The sequence below is a fragment of the Avibacterium volantium genome (assembly GCF_049366555.1).
GTDB lineage: Bacteria > Pseudomonadota > Gammaproteobacteria > Enterobacterales > Pasteurellaceae > Avibacterium > Avibacterium volantium_A.
In genome coordinates this window covers 1-18,922 of the sequence record NZ_JBMMGT010000038.1, presented here as the reverse complement: position 1 = coordinate 18,922, position 18,922 = coordinate 1, and the positions used below count along the sequence as shown (strand labels likewise).

Annotated in this window: 17 protein-coding genes; 12 read left to right on the top strand and 5 right to left on the bottom strand. The window is 36.8% G+C overall.

Annotated features, from left to right (window positions below):
- Nucleotides 1-96 precede the first annotated feature (96 nt).
- The 3 genes from proS to recA all read right to left on the bottom strand — a co-directional run bounded on the left by proS (nt 97) and on the right by recA (nt 3,574).
- Complete coding sequence (gene proS / locus ACLS0A_RS10330) at nt 97-1,809, bottom strand: proline--tRNA ligase (protein ID WP_416083390.1); 1,713 nt, start codon at nt 1,807-1,809, stop codon at nt 97-99.
- 151 nt (nt 1,810-1,960) lie between these two features.
- Nucleotides 1,961-2,419: a recombination regulator RecX gene (gene recX / locus ACLS0A_RS10325; protein WP_103854329.1), complete on the bottom strand. Its 459-nt coding sequence runs from the start codon at nt 2,417-2,419 to the stop codon at nt 1,961-1,963.
- 87 nt (nt 2,420-2,506) lie between these two features.
- Complete coding sequence (gene recA / locus ACLS0A_RS10320; protein ID WP_416083391.1) at nt 2,507-3,574, bottom strand: recombinase RecA; 1,068 nt, start codon at nt 3,572-3,574, stop codon at nt 2,507-2,509.
- Between the two features lie 354 nt (nt 3,575-3,928).
- Between recA and ACLS0A_RS10315 the strand changes: the two genes are divergently transcribed.
- From ACLS0A_RS10315 to ACLS0A_RS10265, 11 genes are all read left to right on the top strand, one after another.
- Nucleotides 3,929-4,840: a LysR substrate-binding domain-containing protein gene (locus ACLS0A_RS10315; RefSeq protein WP_330934438.1), complete on the top strand. Its 912-nt coding sequence runs from the start codon at nt 3,929-3,931 to the stop codon at nt 4,838-4,840.
- Nucleotides 4,841-4,859: 19 nt separating this feature from the next.
- Nucleotides 4,860-5,447, top strand: coding sequence for an ankyrin repeat domain-containing protein (locus ACLS0A_RS10310; RefSeq protein ID WP_416083389.1), 588 nt, complete (start codon nt 4,860-4,862; stop codon nt 5,445-5,447).
- Between the two features lie 14 nt (nt 5,448-5,461).
- Nucleotides 5,462-7,009, top strand: coding sequence for an acyl-CoA synthetase FdrA (gene fdrA, locus ACLS0A_RS10305; protein WP_416083388.1), 1,548 nt, complete (start codon nt 5,462-5,464; stop codon nt 7,007-7,009).
- Between the two features lie 2 nt (nt 7,010-7,011).
- Nucleotides 7,012-8,430 (top strand): DUF1116 domain-containing protein, encoded by a 1,419-nt coding sequence (locus ACLS0A_RS10300; protein WP_416083387.1) that lies wholly within the window; start codon nt 7,012-7,014, stop codon nt 8,428-8,430.
- 12 nt (nt 8,431-8,442) lie between these two features.
- Nucleotides 8,443-9,963: a xanthine permease gene (locus ACLS0A_RS10295; RefSeq protein ID WP_416083386.1), complete on the top strand. Its 1,521-nt coding sequence runs from the start codon at nt 8,443-8,445 to the stop codon at nt 9,961-9,963.
- Nucleotides 9,964-10,068: 105 nt separating this feature from the next.
- Complete coding sequence (locus ACLS0A_RS10290) at nt 10,069-10,971, top strand: LysR substrate-binding domain-containing protein (protein WP_115261426.1); 903 nt, start codon at nt 10,069-10,071, stop codon at nt 10,969-10,971.
- 222 nt (nt 10,972-11,193) lie between these two features.
- Nucleotides 11,194-11,859: a cysteine hydrolase family protein gene (locus ACLS0A_RS10285; protein WP_035687887.1), complete on the top strand. Its 666-nt coding sequence runs from the start codon at nt 11,194-11,196 to the stop codon at nt 11,857-11,859.
- A gap of 8 nt (nt 11,860-11,867) precedes the next feature.
- The gene (gene fdrA / locus ACLS0A_RS10280; protein WP_416083385.1) at nt 11,868-13,391 is read left to right on the top strand and encodes an acyl-CoA synthetase FdrA; all 1,524 of its coding nucleotides are present in this window, start codon (nt 11,868-11,870) and stop codon (nt 13,389-13,391) included.
- On the top strand, nt 13,384-14,805 hold the full coding sequence (locus ACLS0A_RS10275; protein WP_035687882.1) for a DUF1116 domain-containing protein: 1,422 nt from the start codon (nt 13,384-13,386) through the stop codon (nt 14,803-14,805). Before fdrA (ACLS0A_RS10280) ends, ACLS0A_RS10275 begins: the two co-directional genes overlap by 8 nt.
- Before the next feature lie 10 nt (nt 14,806-14,815).
- Complete coding sequence (locus tag ACLS0A_RS10270; protein ID WP_416083384.1) at nt 14,816-15,217, top strand: allophanate hydrolase-related protein; 402 nt, start codon at nt 14,816-14,818, stop codon at nt 15,215-15,217.
- Entirely contained in the window at nt 15,210-16,439 is a 1,230-nt protein-coding gene (locus tag ACLS0A_RS10265) for a cytosine permease (RefSeq protein WP_416083383.1), read from the top strand. Before ACLS0A_RS10270 ends, ACLS0A_RS10265 begins: the two co-directional genes overlap by 8 nt.
- Nucleotides 16,440-16,467: 28 nt before the next feature.
- On the opposite strand, the gene ACLS0A_RS10260 is transcribed toward ACLS0A_RS10265, so the two are convergent.
- Entirely contained in the window at nt 16,468-17,157 is a 690-nt protein-coding gene (locus ACLS0A_RS10260; protein ID WP_264244982.1) for a DUF2877 domain-containing protein, read from the bottom strand.
- Between the two features lie 96 nt (nt 17,158-17,253).
- On the opposite strand from ACLS0A_RS10260, the gene ACLS0A_RS10255 reads away from it, so the two are divergent.
- On the top strand, nt 17,254-18,162 hold the full coding sequence (locus ACLS0A_RS10255; protein ID WP_035687867.1) for a carbamate kinase: 909 nt from the start codon (nt 17,254-17,256) through the stop codon (nt 18,160-18,162).
- A gap of 331 nt (nt 18,163-18,493) precedes the next feature.
- Here ACLS0A_RS10255 and recX (ACLS0A_RS10250) read toward each other — a convergent pair.
- Nucleotides 18,494-18,922: recombination regulator RecX (gene recX / locus ACLS0A_RS10250; RefSeq protein ID WP_416083382.1), on the bottom strand; the 429-nt coding region annotated here is incomplete at its 5' end.

Here is an 18,922-nt window from a genome sequence, read left to right as displayed (position 1 = left end):
ATCAAAATGGATAAAAACAATCAAAAGAAGTAAGTGCGGTGCTTTTTTCACAAATTTTAGACAAAAAAATAGGGCAGCTTTTGCTGCCCAACAACTTTATTTAATTTGTTGCTTCACAAATTCTACTAATTGATCTTTGTTAATCATCTGTTTTTCACCTGTTCGGCGATTTTTATATTCAATTTCGCCATTTTGTAGGTTTTTCTCACCGATGACTAACATATGCGGCACGCCAATGAGTTCCATATCCGCAAACATTACCCCTGGGCGCTCTTTACGATCATCAAAAATCACTTCAATCCCTTCAGCGCTTAAAGTGCGGTATAAATTTTCGGCAAATTCTTGTACGTTTTCAGATTTGTGCATATTCATCGGTACGATTGCTACGGTAAATGGCGCAATCGCATCCGTTGGCCAGATAATTCCGCGTTCATCGTGGCTTTGTTCGATCGCTGCGGCAACCACACGACTCACACCGATACCATAGCAGCCCATAATCATTGTTTGTGGACGGCCATCTTCGCCTTGTACGGTGGCTTTCATCGCTTCAGAATATTTTGTGCCGAGTTGGAAAATATGTCCCACCTCAATACCGCGTTTGATTAACAATGAACCTTTGCCATCAGGACTTGGATCACCTTCTACCACGTTGCGTAAATCCGCCACTTCTGGCATTGGCACATCACGTTCCCAGTTGATATTGAAATAATGTTTGCCATCAATGTTTGCACCCGCTGAAAAATCGCTCATTAATGCTACGCTACGATCAATAATGGCAGGGATCGGCAAATTAACAGGGCCAAGAGAGCCAACACCCGCTCCAATTTTGGCTTTGATTTCCGCTTCATCTGCAAACTCAAGCGGTTCAGCCACTTGCGCTAATTTTTGCGCTTTGATTTCATTCAAATTGTGATCGCCACGAATGATTAAGGCAATTAATGGTTGTTCTTCATTTGCGCCTTTAACAATCAGGGTTTTCACCGTTTTTTCTACTGGCACATTAAATTGTTCCACCAGCTCATTAATGGTTTTAGCATTTGGCGTATCCACTAATTCCATTGGCTGAGTTGGCGCGCTACGTTCGCCCTCTGCCACGGCTTCGGCAAGTTCAATATTGGCTGCAAAATCCGATTCAGTAGAAAACACAATATCATCTTCGCCACTTTGTGCTAACACTTGGAATTCGTGTGATGCGCTGCCGCCGATAGAACCGGTATCCGCCTGCACCGCGCGGAAATCTAAACCTAGACGGGTGAAAATATTGCTGTAGGTTTGGTACATTATGTCATAGGTTTCTTGCAAGCTTTCTTTTGTGGTGTGGAAAGAGTAGGCATCTTTCATTAAAAATTCACGACCACGCATTACCCCAAAACGTGGACGCACTTCGTCACGGAATTTGGTTTGAATTTGGTATAAATTCAGTGGAAGTTGCTTATAAGAACTCACTTCACGGCGAACTAAATCAGTGATCACTTCTTCGTGTGTTGGGCCAAGCACAAAATCACGTTGTCCACGATCTTGGAAGCGTAATAATTCTGGGCCATATTGCTCCCAGCGTTGCGATTCTTGCCATAATTCGGCTGGTTGAACAACGGGCATTTCCACTTCAATCGCACCGCTTTTATTCATTTCTTCACGCACAATATTTTCCACTTTTTTCAGTACACGCAAGCCTGTAGGCAACCAGTTGTAAAGCCCTGACGCTAAAGGACGCACCATTCCAGCACGCAACATTAATTGATGGCTCACCACCTGTGCATCATTCGGGGTTTCTTTTAAAGTAGCAAATAAATATCGACTCGCTCGCATTGTTGTTTCCTATATTAATTATTTAAGACAAAAATTGGCGTTAGTTTATCATTGAGTAGGGTTCACTCAAAGAAGAAAGGGCTATTTGTGCCAATATTTTGTGGAAAGCCTTGGAAAGCATATCTAAAGAAAGGGGGGTAAATGTTGTGTCTTAATAAAACTCGTTTTCACCCGAACCGACTAAATCGGCAAATTCTTCACTTTGAAAACCGTGTGAAAGCATATAGCGCCAGATTTTTTGTTTCATTTTGAAATCTTGCTCTTGCGCATAATGGGGGAATTTTTTGCGTAACACAGAATGCGCAATCTCAAACCAATCAATGTCCATTTCTGCTAATACATCTTCCACGATCTCTGAAGAAATGCCTTTAAGTTGAAAAAGCTCTTGTTTAATCCGATTCAATCCATAGCCTTTTTGTGATCGGTAATGTAAATAATTTTCTGTAAAACGGCGATCACTTTGCCAGTTTTTTTCCTGACAAAGCGCTAAAGCCTGTTCAATTTCAGCTTCTGCAAAGGCTTTTTCTTGCATTTTGCAACGCAATTCATATTCACTATATTCGCGGCGAGAGAGCAAGTTCACCACATAATTTAATGCCAATGATGCCATTTTTTCTCACTGATTCCTAAATTGCTGTTAGAAAAAGTGCGGTCAAAAATTACCGCACTTTTTTTAGAGATGATTTAATCAAAGGGATTAAAATTCAGAATCCATTTCTGCGATCTCTTTATTTTGATCCGCTTCAATATCCGCAATGAGAGATTTGTCTGGGTTTGCTAAAAGCTCTTCGCGTAATTTATTTTCTAATTCTTCGGCTTGTTCAGGGTGTTCTGCCAACCATTTCATTGCATTAGCTTTGCCTTGACCAATTTTTTCTCCGTTATAAGAGAACCACGCACCAGATTTATCAACTAATTTATGTTTTACACCTAATTCAATTAACTCACCATTACGTGAAATGCCTTCACCGTAAAGAATTTGGAAATCAACTTGACGGAATGGTGGGGCAACTTTGTTTTTCACCACTTTCACACGGGTTTCGTTACCAATGATTTCATCACCATTTTTAACCGCACCTACACGGCGAATATCTAAACGCACTGAAGAATAGAATTTCAATGCATTACCGCCAGTGGTGGTTTCTGGGTTACCAAACATTACGCCAATTTTCATACGAATTTGGTTGATGAAAATCACCAAGCAGTTTGAGTTTTTGATTTGTCCAGTGAGCTTACGCAGAGCTTGTGACATTAAACGCGCTTGTAAACCAACGTGCGCATCACCCATATCCCCTTCAATTTCTGCTTTTGGCGTAAGGGCGGCTACGGAGTCCACAATCACCACGTCAATCGCGCCAGAACGAACTAAGGCATCACAAATTTCTAATGCTTCTTCACCGTTGTCAGGCTGAGAAACAAGCAATTCTTTGACATCAACGCCAAGTTTGGCAGCATAAATTGGATCTAAGGCGTGTTCTGCATCAATAAAGGCACAGGTTTTGCCTAATTTTTGTGCTTGCGCAATAACAGAAAGGGTTAATGTGGTTTTCCCTGAAGATTCTGGCCCGTAAATTTCTACAATACGTCCCATTGGTAAACCACCAATACCTAAAGCAATATCTAACCCCAGTGAACCTGTGGAAATAGACTCAATATCTAACTCTTGGGTTTCCCCTAATTTCATAATTGAACCTTTACCAAATTGTTTTTCAATTTGACCTAAGGCCGCAGCAAGGGCTTTTTGTTTTTCTTCTTGATTGGTAATTTGCACTTTCTCACCTTTTTTTGCTTTATCTTCTTTCGCCATTTTGTTTGATCCTATAAAAAATGGGAAAGCCCCGTTTGTTTGATGATTTAATTGCTTTGCATAATATAAACTGTATTGATATACAGTATCAAGTGAAATTTTTATCTTTTTTAAATTTTTATAATTTGATTACTCTTATTTACTTCTTTTAGTCCCTATTTTTTGTTCATTACACAGTATCCTACAACAAATTTCTTGCAAATCTCATTCAATTCTTTTTGCTTTACCTCTCTTTTATTCTTGCTATGATTTTTTTGTCTTTAGAAATAAACTATTTTCTAAATTTTGCATAGATATTTAAGGAGAATATTTATGGCGATAGGATTATCATCTGATATGATTCGGATCTTACAAGTTATTGCTAAAACAGGGAGTTTTAGTGAAGCTGCCAAAGTGTTACATCGCGTTCCATCAGCAATTGGATATACAGCAAAGAAGATGGAAGATGATCTTGGCATTAAGTTATTCTCTCGAACTAATGGACATATTCAACTTACCCCAGCAGCAAGATATATTTTAGAAAAGGGAGACTGGATTTTACAAGGATTAAATGAATTACAATGTAACGCCGCACAAATTGATAATGGCATAGAAAAACAGTTTACAATCGCCCTCAATTATATTGTTAATCCAGATCCAATTCCTAAACTTCTTTCCTCGCTTTCAGAAAAATTTCCAGCCACAGAATTTTCTATCCGTACCGAAGTTTATAACGGTGCTTGGGAGGCATTATATGAAAATAGAGCAAATATTGTGATTGGTGCTCCGCAGAATCCCCCATTTAATCAAGGAAATATCAGTACAGAATATTTAGGAGATATTGAATGGATATTCTTAGTCTCTCCTTGTCATCCTTTGGCAAAAGAAAACTCTATTTTACAAGCTTCTCAACTACGTCACTACCCTGCTATCGTTGTTCACGACTCATCTATAGCGTTACAGCAAAAGAAAACTTGGGCATTGAAAGGGCAAAAAGTTTTTTATGTGGCTGATTTAGAAATGGTACTTTCAATGATTGCTGAAGGGGTTGGTATAGGCTTTTTACCAGCACGAATAGCAATCCCTGCTTTAACCTCAGGCAAAGTGATAACAAAAGTCATTGCTGAGCATAAACAACCTGTGAGGGTTTACTACGCTTGGCAAAATCAACAACAAAGCCAAATTCTGAACCATCTATTAACCATACTCTGTACGGATGAATATCGTTCACAATGGTTAAATTAACTACAAATAAGGAGAAAAAATGAACGTTAAACTATTTACTGCCGCTGCCGAAGGCAATATTGAACAGCTTCGTTTACTACTTGAAAATGGTGCTGATATCAATGCAAGAGATAAAGGAAAACGAACCCCTATACTTATCGCAGCACAAAACAAGCAATATGATGCTGTGCGTTGGTTAGCGTCGAATGGAGCGGATATTAATACTCAAGATAACAAGTGTTTTAACCCTTTTATTCAGGGATGTATTCATAATGACTTAACGCTTGTCAAGCTTATGGTAGAACTAGGCTGTGATTTAACTTGTCTTACGCGATTCGGGGGAAATGGTTTAACCCCAGCGGCCGAAAAAGGACACGAAGAGATTGTACGTTTTCTGTTAGAAAATACGGATATTAATGTCAATCTGACAAATACTGTAGGTTGGACTGCTTTGATAGAAGCTATTATTTTGAATGATGGCGGTGAAAAAATGCAACGGATTATTCGTTTATTATTAGACCATGATGCTGATCCAACTATGACTGATGAATGGGGGGTATCTCCTTTAGAACTCGCTTATCGTAAAGGCTATCACGAAATTGCGAAAATTATCGAAGAATATTTATAAATAAGGAGACGGCTATGCTACTACTTAATCAGTTAAAACCAAATACATACTTTGATTCCGTTACATTAATGGCAATTTCTACAAAAGTTAATCAATTAGAAGGGGTTATTCAAGCTCAAATTGCGATGGGCACACCAATGAATAAAGCAGTTTTAAAAGAAGCACATTTATTTGATAGTCAGTTAGAAAAAGCTGGGCCTTCAGACTTAATGATTGCATTGTCTTTGGAAAAGGGGGCTAGCGAACAGAAAATACTATCAGAAGTTGAAAAATTATTAATTAGAAAGCCTTTTGATGATACACAGGCAGAAAATGACATTTTTCATAGTATTAATTCGGTTAATGAAAAACACCCAGAAACAAATTTAGCCATTATTTCTGTAAATGGTCTTTATGCTGCAAGAGAAGCTGAAAAAGCTTTAAATCTAAATAAAAATGTTATGTTATTTTCTGATAATGTTTCTATAGAGCAAGAATTGAAATTAAAGCAATTAGCTCATCAAAAAGGTTTATTAATGATGGGACCAGATTGTGGTACAGCCATAATTAATGGCGTTGGTTTAGGCTTTGCGAATAAAGTTCGAGGTGGCAATATTGGTATTGTCGCAGCTTCAGGGACTGGAGCTCAAGAAATTTCAGTAAGAATACACGAATTTGGAGGTGGCATTTCCCAATTAATTGGAACGGGAGGAAGAGATCTTAGCGAAGATATTGGGGGCATTATGATGTTAGATGGATTACAAATGCTTGCTGAAGATCCCAACACAGACATTATTATTGTCGTATCAAAACCGCCTGCACCTACAATCGCGAGAAAAATCTTATCCACTTGTGAACATATTAATAAACCTATTTTTATTTGGTTTTTAGGCTATAAAGAGGAAACGAAAACTGCACCACATATTCATATTTATTCTCATAGCAAACCAGCTGCAATGGCGGCGGTCATTGCCTCTGGTATTCCAGAAGAAAGTATCGATAAACACGCATTAAATTTACCTTTAATTAAAGAGGTACAAAAAAAACTTAACCCACAGCAACGCTACATTCGAGGTTTATTTTGTGGTGGAACCTTATGTGATGAAGCCCTATTTTCTGCTTTAGAAAAGTATCCTAACGTTTACTCGAATATTCAAACAAACCCAGCTTATCAATTACAAGCCAGCGATAAATCAATCGAACACACATTTATTGACTTTGGCGATGATTCTTTTACCAATGGTAAAGCACATCCAATGATTGATCCAAGCTATCGCATAGAACGAATTTTACAAGAGGGACGTGATCCAGAAGTTGGTGTTTTATTGCTTGATTTTGTTCTAGGCTTTGGTGCAAATCCTGATCCTATAGCAGAAACATTGCCTGCACTTCTACAAGTAAAAAGAGAAGCACAACAATCAGGACGGCATTTGGAAATCTTAGCTTATGTATTAGGAACTGAATTAGATCAGCCTTCTGTACAGAACCAGGTTGCACAACTTGAAGCGGCTGGCATTACTATCGCCTCTAGCTCAACTAACGCTGGTTTGTTAGCTAGAGAATTTGTAGCAAAAGGAGAATAATAATGAGTAACTTATTTAATCAACCATTAAATATTATCAATATAGGATTAGCACGTTTTGCTGAAGATTTAATAAAGCAATCAGCTAAGGTATATCAACTAGACTGGCAACCAGCAGGTGGGGGAAACTTACCATTAATTGAAACATTAACCTATTTAGAACAAACAGAAATTGCACAAAAAATAGATTTTGCAAATCAAGAAGCTTTTCAACGCATAACACAGGCAAGTCCCGTTTTAATTGGCTATGGAAAAGCCAAAGAGGTAATTCCTGGAATGCAAGACAAAATGCTTTTGCACGCAGGTCCTCCTATTAACTGGGAAAAAATGAATGGTCCTATGCGTGGTGCAATTACAGGTGCAATCGTTTTTGAAGGATGGGCTAAAAATCTCACTCAAGCTGAAGAGCTTGCTGCAAGTGGTGAAATAAAATTCTCACCTTGTCACGAACATCAAGCTGTTGGTTCAATGACAGGCGTAACTAGCCCATCAATGTATGTGCATATTGTTGAAAATAAAACTCACGGTAATTTTGCATTTACTAATTTATCAGAACAACTGGCGAAAATCTTAAGAATGGGTGCAAATGATCAAAGTGTTATTGATCGCTTAAACTGGATGCGAGATATTCTTGGACCAATGTTAGAAGAAGCAATGCTATTTTGTGATGAAGGGATTGATTTACGACTTATGCTTTCTCAGGCTTTGCATATGGGAGATGAATGTCATAACCGTAATATCGCTGGTACAGTTCTATTAAATCAAAAACTCACCCCCTATATTTTAGAAACTCACTTTAGTAACAAAGATAAAAAAGACGTTTTTAATTTTATCGCATCATCAGACTATTTTTCAGGCCCAACTTGGATGGTGTGTTGTAAAGCAGCATTAGATGCAGCTCAAGGCATTCCTTATTCAACGGTTCTGACAACAATGGCAAGAAATGGCACGGAATTTGGTATTCGTGTTGCTGGATTGCAAAATCAATGGTTTACAGGACCAGCTCAACAAGTTATAGGCCCAATGTTTGCGGGGTACAAACCCGAAGATTCAGGTTTAGATGTTGGTGACTCTGCAATTACAGAAACCTATGGAATAGGTGGCTTTGCTATGGCTGCGGCTCCTGCGATTGTATCTTTAGTAGGTGGAACGGTTAAAGATGCTATACGTTATAGTAAAACAATGAATCAAATTACGATTGGAAACAATCCAAATATTACTATCCCTTCACTCAATTTTATGGGGATACCTACGGGGATTGATATTAGAAAAGTGGTGGAAAATAACCTATTACCCGTCATTAATACGGCAATAGCCCATAAAGATGCTGGTATCGGAATGATTGGAGCTGGAATTGTTCATCCGCCAATGGAGGCATTTCAAAAAGCCTTATTTGCCTTTGGTCAAACTTACGCAAAATAAAGGAGAGACGATATGAAAACGCAATTTTGGAAAAAAGGAGATTGGGCTGCCTTTTTTGGCTTATTTAGTAATAATCTTACCAATCTTCTTACGATGATTGCTTTACTTACTTTAGTTGTAGGCATTCCTTCAGAAATTGTTTTCGGCCGCATTGTTCCTGCATTTGGCTTAGCTGTTCTTTGTGCTAGTATTTGTTATGTTATTTTTGCAAGAATATTAGCAAAACAGAGCAATCGGTCTGATGTTGTTGCCTTACCTTCGGGACCTAGTGCCCCCTCTATATTTACTGTTACTTTCTTAGTCCTTTTACCTGTTTATCAACAAACTCAAGACTATGAACTAGCATTAAAAATTGGTTTAGTGTGGGGATTTGTCGAAGGATTTATTCTCTTTGTTGGATCATTTATGGGAGACTGGTTAAGAAAAGCCGTTCCAAGAACTGTCTTACTTTCTTGTTTAGCTGGGTTAGGTTTATTGCTATTAGCAATGAATCCTATGCTGCAAGCATTTCATACACCTCTTGTCTCATTCGTTGTACTCGTTTTGATTTTTATCAATTGGTTTGGACGTTCACCCATCTTCAAACAAGTTCCAACAGGGTTACTCTTATTAATTGTTGGCACAACTTTAGCTTGGCTTTTTGGATTACAAGATCCAAGCAAAATTGGACAAGCCTTACACAGTGCGGGATTTAATCCACCAAAACTGCATCTATCTTCTTTTATTGAGGGATTAAGTATCGCCGCACCTTACCTAGCTTCGGCAGTTCCTTTAGCACTGGCAAATTATGTCTTCGACTTAGAGAATATCGAAAGTGCCCACGCTGCAGGCGATCCTTACCCAACTAGACGCGTAATGATTGCCAATGGTTGCTCAACAATGTTTGGTGCATTAATGGGAAATCCTTTCCCTGTTACCGTTTATGTTGGACATACGGCTTATAAAGAAATGGGGGCGGGTATTGGATATACTTTAGCAACAGGTATTGTTATGTTCCTCGTCTGCCTATTAGGATTAGGAGGTTTTTTACTCTCACTTATCCCGATGGCAGCGATCGCTCCTATTTTGATTTTTATTGGTATTGTTACAGCTAATCAAGTAGTAAGGGAAACTCCGAAATTAGAAGTCCCCGTGATTTTTGTATGTCTTTTTCCTTGGATTGGCGCTTGGGCATTGACAACCGTTAATAATACACTCAAAAGTGTTGGTACAAATGCTAATCAATTAGGTTGGTCAATCTTAGAAAAGAGCGGTGTAGATTTTACAGGATTATTTCATTTAGGTAGCGGGGCCCCACTGTCATCTTTACTCTGGGGTTGTATTGCTATTTTTGCGATAACTAATCAACCAACAAAAGGTGCAATTAGTGCTGGTTTAGCTGCTATATTGGCATTTTTTGGTATTATCCATCAGGCCCACCCAGTTATTGGTGGTGATTCTCCTACGATATTCCTAATTTCCTATATAATGATTGCAGGATTATTTATTCTAAAATATCTATTAGATAGAAGAGAACAACCCATAGCAAATTAATTACCTTAACGTGATCTAATTGGTGAAAGAATTAGATCACGTATTTCACCCCACCTCCTTTATTTTCAATGCTATACTAAAAAAGAATTAGAAAAGGAGAACAGTATGCCCCTATCCCCCGATGTTTTAAAACTCATTCATACTATTGCGGAAACAGGAAATTTCTCCATTGCAGCAGAAAAATTATACAAAGTGCCTTCCGCAATTAGTTACACTATTAAAAAAGTTGAAGACGAACTCGGCGTTATTCTTTTCGATCGTTCAGGAAGGCAAGTCAAGCTTACTGAAGCGGGGAAATATTTTATTTGCCATAGCCAATGGTTACTACATTCTTATGAACATTTAATCACACAGACTAGAACCATTGAAAATGGCGTTGAACGGACGTTTACTATTGTGGTAAACAATATTATTAACTACGATGCTCTTGCAAAATTAACCGAAAAAATAACCGCACTTTTTCCAGCAACAGAACTTTCAATCCATACCGAAGTTTATAACGGGTGTTGGGAAGCCTTATATAAGAAAAAAGCCGATCTTGTTATTGGAGCACCACATACAGCCCCCAAAATCGAAAATATCGTTTATCATCCAATTGGAAAAATAGAATGGGATTTTGTGGTAGCTCCTCATCACCCTCTTGCCCCGTTCACAACAGTGCTGACTTCAGAACAATTACGTTTATATCCAGCTATCGTGGTAAAAGATACTGCTTTTAATATGAATAAGCAGGTTTCTTGGGCATTAGAAGGGCAGAAAGTGATTTACGTTTCCGAACTTTCAACGGCAATTAACCTTATTATTGCGGGATTAGGAATAGGATACATCCCTCATCATCGAGTAAAACTATTACTTGATCAAGGAAAAGTATTAAAAAAACCAATTTCAGAACAAAAACAACCTACACAATTATTTTATGCTTGGAATAGTAGTGTACAAGGAAAAGTATTAACTTGGTGTCTAGATTATATTATGCAACCTCATATACAAAACATTTGGTGCCAGTAATTTTTTAATTAATAAATTTTGAATTTATTATTCAATTCTTTTGAATCATAAAAATATCTTGTGATTTCGTTCACAATATATTTTTTTACTGCCGTCATATCACGCTATTTTCAATAAATTTCCTTTTAATTCATCAATTTATTTTTCTATGATTAAGGAGGTTTTCTTTATATTATCCCTTCAAGAAAAATAAATTGTTATCAACAAAAGGAGATATTCATTATGTTAAAACAATTCCAAGCTGAACCTTTCCCACTATCCTTTAATCCTCAAACAACAGCATTATTAATGATCGATATGCAACGCGATTTTGTTGAGCCAGGTGGATTTGGAGAAGCCTTAGGTAATGATGTCAATCTCGTTCGTTCAGCAATTCAACCTTGTAAAAGGATGTTATCTGCCGCTCGTCAAGCTGGGATATTTGTTCTCCACACTCGTGAAGGGCATCGTGCTGATTTAAGTGATTGTCCTCCAGCAAAATTAACACGGGGCGGGAAAACCTTTATTGGCGAATGTGGACCAAAAGGGCGTATTCTTATTCGTGGAGAAGAAGGACACGATATTATTCCTGAACTCTATCCTATTGCAGGAGAGCCGATCATAGATAAACCAGGGAAAGGTGCATTTTATCAAACCGATCTACACTTAATCTTACAAAATCGTGGAATTAAAACACTTATTGTCTGTGGAGTAACCACCGAAGTTTGCGTAAACACGACGGTTCGCGAAGCAAATGATCGCGGTTATGAATGTATTATTCCTGAAGATTGTGTTGGCTCATATTTCCCTGAGTTTCAAGAATATGCACTGAAAATGATCAAAGCACAAGGGGCTATTTTCGGTTGGGTTTCAACATCAACAGAGATTATCAACGCATTAATGTCATAGGTGAGAAGATGGCTATCCAATATTCAATATTACCGAATCTTTACCAAGATTCCGTTTCTTTAATGCAAATTTCTGCCAAACTTTTACAAATAGAAGGAATTACGCAAGCTTCAGTAGTAATGGGGACACCCGCAAATTTGGCCCGTTTATTAGAAGCTGAATTTCCACCAATTAATGCAAAGCCCAATGACTTGATCATCGCAGTGAAAGGAAGGAAAGAGGAATGTGAAAAAGCAATTAATTTTGCAAAACAATCATTTTTTTCTTGCTCAGAACAAACAACGACAAATAGTGCAAAGACACAAATAGTAAGCCTGTCAAATGCGGTGGAAAAAAACACCGCACTTAATTTAGCACTTATTTCTGTACCCGGTGAATATGCTGCAGCTGAAGCGATTAAAGCCCTCAATACTGGATTAAACGTTATGCTTTTTAGCGATAATGTTTCTCTTCAAGAAGAAAAACAGATAAAAAGGCTTGCACAACAAAAAGACAGATTGGTTATGGGACCAGATTGTGGTACAGCAATAATCAATGGCATCCCGCTAGGTTTTGCCAATATTGTTCGTAAAGGTCATATTGGTATTGTTGCTGCCTCAGGCACTGGGCTACAAGAAGTCACCTGTGGTATTGATAAACTTGGCGAAGGAATATCTCAAGCAATAGGTACAGGAGGGCAAGATTTGCACCAAGAAATTGGTGGACTTTCGATGCAATATGCAATGAACTTATTAGCACGGGATAGCTATACAGAAGTCATAGTATTGATCTCTAAACCACCTGCATCAGATATTGCAAATGTAATAAAAAAACAAGCAGAACAGATAAACAAGCCTGTTGTGATCCATTTCTTAGGACAAAGCACTGATGCTAATAGTGGGAGTAATCTTTATTATGCTGAAACCCTAGCACATACAGCAGAAGTTGCGGTTGCTTTGTTAAGAAAACAACGTATTCCCTCTTATATCCCACCTAGTTTTCCAACGTATCAATATTCCTTAAAAAGAGAGCAAAAATATTTACGCGGTGTTTTCTCTGGCGGAACATTTTGTTTTGAAGCTCAACAAATTCTGCATAAAGCTGGGTTACCTTTGTATTCCAATACACCTATTGATGAAGCAACGATGTTGAAAGAGATAAATAGAAGTACACAACATACATTATTAGATCTTGGTGATGATTTCTTTACTCAAGGAAAACCTCATCCAATGATTGATCCAACGTTACGCAATCAACGCCTTTTACAAGAAGGTATGGATCCCGAAGTCGCGGTACTCCTTTTTGATCTCATTTTAGGCTATGGCTCAAATCTGAATCCAATGGAAACATTACTACCTATTCTTCAAAAAATTCGGCAACAGAACTCACCACCTTATCTCATTGCTCATATTTGTGGTACAGCTCAAGATGTCCAAGATAAATTCTTGATCCAAAAACAATTACAAGATATGGGCGTGCTTATTGCAAACAATAATGCAGAATCTGCTTATATGGCATTAGAAATCTTGCAAAGGAGAAATATCAATGAATAATCTTTTTCAGCAGCCTCTTTCAATCATTAATATTGGATTAGAAAACTTTGCACAAAATATTCAGCAAGCAGGGGGAACAGTTCAGCACTTACATTGGCAACCTCCAGCTCAGGGAGATAAGCAAGCTGGATTAACTTTAGCAACGTTGATTAATTGCTCAAAAATCAATCAAGCCAATCAAATTGCGCTCTCTCGTTATTTAGCTTCACAGCCTGTTTTAGTCGATATTTTACCAGCGGGAAAAGCGATTCCGCAGTTAATAGAGAAAAAGCGTATCCTCCATGCAGGTCCCCCTATACAATGGAATGCGATGTGTGGTCCAATGCAAGGTGCAATTATCGGAGCGATTTTATTTGAGGGATGGGCTAACACAAAAGAAGCTGCTAAATCACTGATTGAACAAGGAGAAATTGTTTTTGAACCTTGCCATCACTATGACGCAGTTGCCCCAATGGCAGGAATTATTAGTCCTTCTATGCCTGTATGGGTTATCGAGGATATGGCACATAATCATCACCGCTGTTTTAGTAATTTTAATGAGGGATTGGGTAAAGTATTGCGTTTTGGTGCCAATAATCCAGACGTGATAACACGATTAAACTGGATGAAAACGGAACTTGCCGAAACATTATCTGCCACACTTAAGTTAAGTGGTCCCATTGAGTTGAAACCTATAATGGCACAAGCTTTACATATGGGGGATGAAGTTCATAATCGTAATGCTGCAGCAACAGGATTATTTCTTAAAAAAATCCTACCGTTCTTACTTAAAATTAACCAACCTTTAGAACACATTGAACGTACTATCCAATTTATCACTAATAATGATCATTTTTTCCTCAACTTATCAATGGCAGCTTGTAAAACAATGTTGGTAGCAGCAGAAGGCATACCTCACAGCACAATGGTAACCGTAATGGCAAGAAATGGTGTTAATTTTGGTATCCAAATTTCATCAATGAAGGGACAATGGTTTCAAGCTCCAGCAAATTCAGTCAATGGATTATTTTTCCCTAATTTTGATATAAACGATGCTGCCGCAGATCTTGGTGATAGTGCAATAACCGAAACTGCAGGCGTAGGAGGCTTTGCAATGGCATCCTCCCCAGCTATTGTCAAATTTGTAGGAGGAAGCACAAATGACGCACTTAATAATAGTGTGATGATGCAAAGCATTAGCTTAGGGCAAAATCCCGCATTTACCTTACCAACATTAAACTTCATACCAACCGCAGCAGGTATTGACATTCGAAAAGTGGTAGATACGGGAATTCTACCTATTATAAATACAGGCATTGCACACAAATTGGCAGGTATAGGGCAAATCGGTGCTGGAATTACAACTGCACCAATGCAATGTTTCACCCAAGCTTTAAATGCGTTTTATCAAAACTACTCTACTTATAGTGAATAAGGAGGTCAAAATGTGTGAACAAATTTTATTTGCAGTAAATGGAACATTAATGCGAGGGTTAGAGCTTAATCATAATTTACTTAATGTTGGAGCTCAATTTATACGTGAAGATAAAACTGATGAATACTATCGTTTATGGTCAATCAACGATATTCATCCAGCAATGCAAAGAACAACTCAAAAAGCTTATGCTGTTGAGCTTGAAATTTGGGCAATAAATCCAACCGCACTTGCTACTATTCTATTAAATGAGCCAAACGGATTAACCATAGGCAAAGTACACTTAGCTAATGGGGATCAAGTGTTAGGTGTTTTAGGTGAGAATTGGCTTACCCAAGGACAAATCGAGATTAGCCATATGGGAGGTTGGCGTTATTATAAGAATCAACATAAGGAGAAACACAATGGCTAACAAAAAGTGTTCTAATCCCACATCTTATGCCTCAGCTATTCAAATCTCAATGATTTTGCTGGGAATTCTAATTACGCCTGTATTATTAGCTTCTTCAAGTCTAGGGAGCCAACTCCCTTTTTCTAAAATGCTATTTGCTATTATTGTAGGAAGTTCAATATTAACATTGCTCGCAATAATCAATATGTCAATAGGTGTTAAAGCTCGCTTGCCCACTTACGGAATTATTAAATTTACTTTCGGTTCTCAAGGTGCGACTGCGATCAATATGTTAATGGCAATCAGTTTATTAGGTTGGATTATTGTTACGGCTAATATGTTTGGACATACCGTACAAGATTTTCTACTTACTCAATTTAATTTATATGTTCCTTTACCTATAATTGTTGTGTTTGGTTGTTTCATTTTCGTGAGTGCAACTACATTTGGTTTTGATTTTCTTAGCAAAGTTGCTCAATGGGCTGTTCCAATTATAGCTATGCTAATGTTTTTTATTCTATATCTTACTTTAAAAAGCAAGTTTTCTATAAATACAGCACTACACACAATGAATATTGGTGCAGCAATTTCTTCTGTTGTAGGAACAATTATTGTTTTAGTTACTACTTCTGTTGATTTTGGTAGTTTTACGCAAAATAAAAAACAAGCTATTACTGCTGGTATTTTAACCTTTAGTATTGCTTATCCTTTCCTTTTTATCATTGGTGCAACACCAAGTTCATTAACAGGCAAAAATACATTACTTGATGCAATGCTAATTATTGGTAGTTTATTACCAGCTTATATTGTACTTATATTTGCTTGCATAACAGGAAATGCTGGGAATATGTTTCAAGGAACATTAGTTTTTTCTACACTGTTCCCTCAGTTGAAAAAATGGAAAATTACAATTGTATTAGGTATCATTACCGCATTGATTGGTAGTATAGATATAATGGCTTTATTTATTCCATTTTTATTATTTCTTGGTATAACAACGCCTCCTATTTGTGGAATTTATATTACAGACTACTTTATAAATAGGAAAATGGGCTATGATGAGAATAGTATTAAAAACGAAGCGAAAGTTAAATATCCTGCATTTTTTGCTTGGCTTATTGGTTCCCTAATAGGGTTTCTCACCGTAAAAGGCTTTTTTACATTAACTTTTATTCCATCTATTGATTCTATTTTGATGGCTTCACTATGTTATTTGTTACTCACAAAATATTCTAAAATATAATAATCAAAAGGTTTCGTAATGAAACCTTTTATATTTTATGAAAAAGATCTCTGTTATTAATATAATCAAAAATACCATATAATAGATCAATACCGGAAGAGGAACCAAAACTCATCATATTATTAATATACTCTCTATTTTCTATTTCTCTCATTAAGTCTAAAATCTCTTGTTTAAATAATCTACGGCTAGCATTTTCAATATAATTTGCACTAATCTCATTTGTACAATATTTAGCTAAGATTGCTATTTCTTCAAATGGCTTAAAAACTCCTTTATTTTCAGCATAATATGCTGCCATATAGCCAACAATATAATCATCTCCACTGGGCGTAAGTCCTCGGCCTAATCCCAACATTTCTTTAAGTTTTGCAGTTTTTCTTCTTTGTTGAAAAACAACTTCAAACATATCTTGAGGTCTTATAATTTCCTCTAAAAAAGTTGAGATGTTTTTTGCTGTTAATAGGTTATTTTGAGGAAATAGCGTACAATCAAATTCTTCTACAGAAAAATAAGGAATAAAAAGCGTGTTAGAAATATTATTTTTTATAGATAAGAATAATTCATTCTCTAATATTAAACTATAAGGTGCGGGCTTTATTTTTTGATTCATTATGGCATAAATTTTATTACCTTTTTTCAAATTAACCACTTGTTCGAAAACACTAATAACCTTATATGTACAATTTAATTCAAAATTTTTGTCTTTATAGTTCATATTTTTTCTCTGGAATTTGCATTAAATATAAGTATATTATTGTATTATTAAATAAATTAAAAGAAAAATCGTAGTTAAACATAGAAGGAGGAAAAAATGAAACCTAAAATTGTTATCGCCTTAGGCGGGAATGCCCTATTAAAACGAGGGCAAAATATTTCTTATAAAAATCAGCTAGACAATATAAAAATAGCAGCGAGAGTCATTGGAAAATTAGCACAAAAATACCAAATTGCTATTGTACATGGTAATGGTCCTCAAGTGGGCTTACTATCTCTACAAAATGAATCTTTCCAAGAAGAATCAAATTTCCCATTAAATAATTTAGTTGCTCAAACACAAGGAATGATTGCAACAGTTTTAACTCAAGAATTGCGTAAAATTGTTAGTGAACCTATTCTATCTTTTCTTACTCATGTTGAAGTAAAACAAAATGATTTTGCATTTTTAGAACCAACAAAATTTATTGGTGCTGTTTATTCACATCAAGAAGGAAACAAATTAGCGAGTAAATATGGTTGGAAACTCAAACAAGATGGGCAATATTATCGCCGCGTTGTAGCATCCCCCCAACCAATGTCAATCATAGAACATCAAGCTATAGAACTTGCATTACAAAATGGTTATCTTGTTATTTGTTGCGGTGGTGGAGGCATTCCAGTAACAAAACAAGAAGGCTCATTAACAAATATAGACTGCGTTATTGATAAAGATTCAACAGCGGCTCTATTAGCCCAACAAATTCAAGCAGATTATTTTATAATTCTTACTGATGGTGATGGAATTTATTTAAACTGGGGAAAAGAAAACCAACAGAAACTCGATCACATCACTATCGAGGAACTTTCAAACTATAAATTTGATAAAGGCTCAATGCAACCTAAAGTTGATGCAATTATCCGTTATCTTTCCCATCGTAGACAAGGTATAGGCATTATTGCAGATTTACATTTAGCACTAGAAGCGATTAAAGGGCAAGCTGGAACAAGAATTACTGCTAGATAAACTTAATGAGGGGCAATAAAAAGAAAGATATTGCTCCATTTTCCTCTTTTCCCTCTTTCCTCTAGCAATTACACCTTATACCCCCTAAAATACGCAACATTAATTGATGGCTCACCACCTGTGCATCATTCGGGGTTTCTTTTAAAGTAGCAAATAAATATCGACTCGCTCGTATTGTTGTTTCCTATATTAATTATTTAAGACAAAAATTGGCATTAGTTTATCATTGAGTAGGGTTCACTCAAAGAAGAAAGGGCTATTTGTGTCAATATTTTGTGGAAAGCATAGATAAAGAAAGGGCAGTAAATGCTGTGTCTTAGTAAAACTCGTTTTAGCCCGAGCCGACTAAATCGGCAAATTCTTCACTTTGAAAGCCGTGTGAAAGCATATAGCGCCAGATTTTTTGTTTCATTTTGAAATCTTGCTCTTGCGCATAATGGGGGAATTTTTTACGTAACACGGAATGCGCAATCTCAAACCAATCAATGTCCATTTCCGCTAACACATCTTCTACGATCTCAGAAGGAATACCTTTGAGTTGAAAAAGCTCTTGTTTAATTCGATTAAGTCCATAGCCTTTTTGTGATCGGTAATGTAAATAATTTTCTGTAAAACGGCGATCACTTTGCCAGTTTTTTTCCTGACAAATCGCTAAAGCCTGTTCAATTTCAGCTTCTGTGAAGGCTTTTTCTTGCATTTTACAACGCAATTCATATTCACTATATTCGCGGCGAGAGAGCAAGTTCACCACATAATTTAA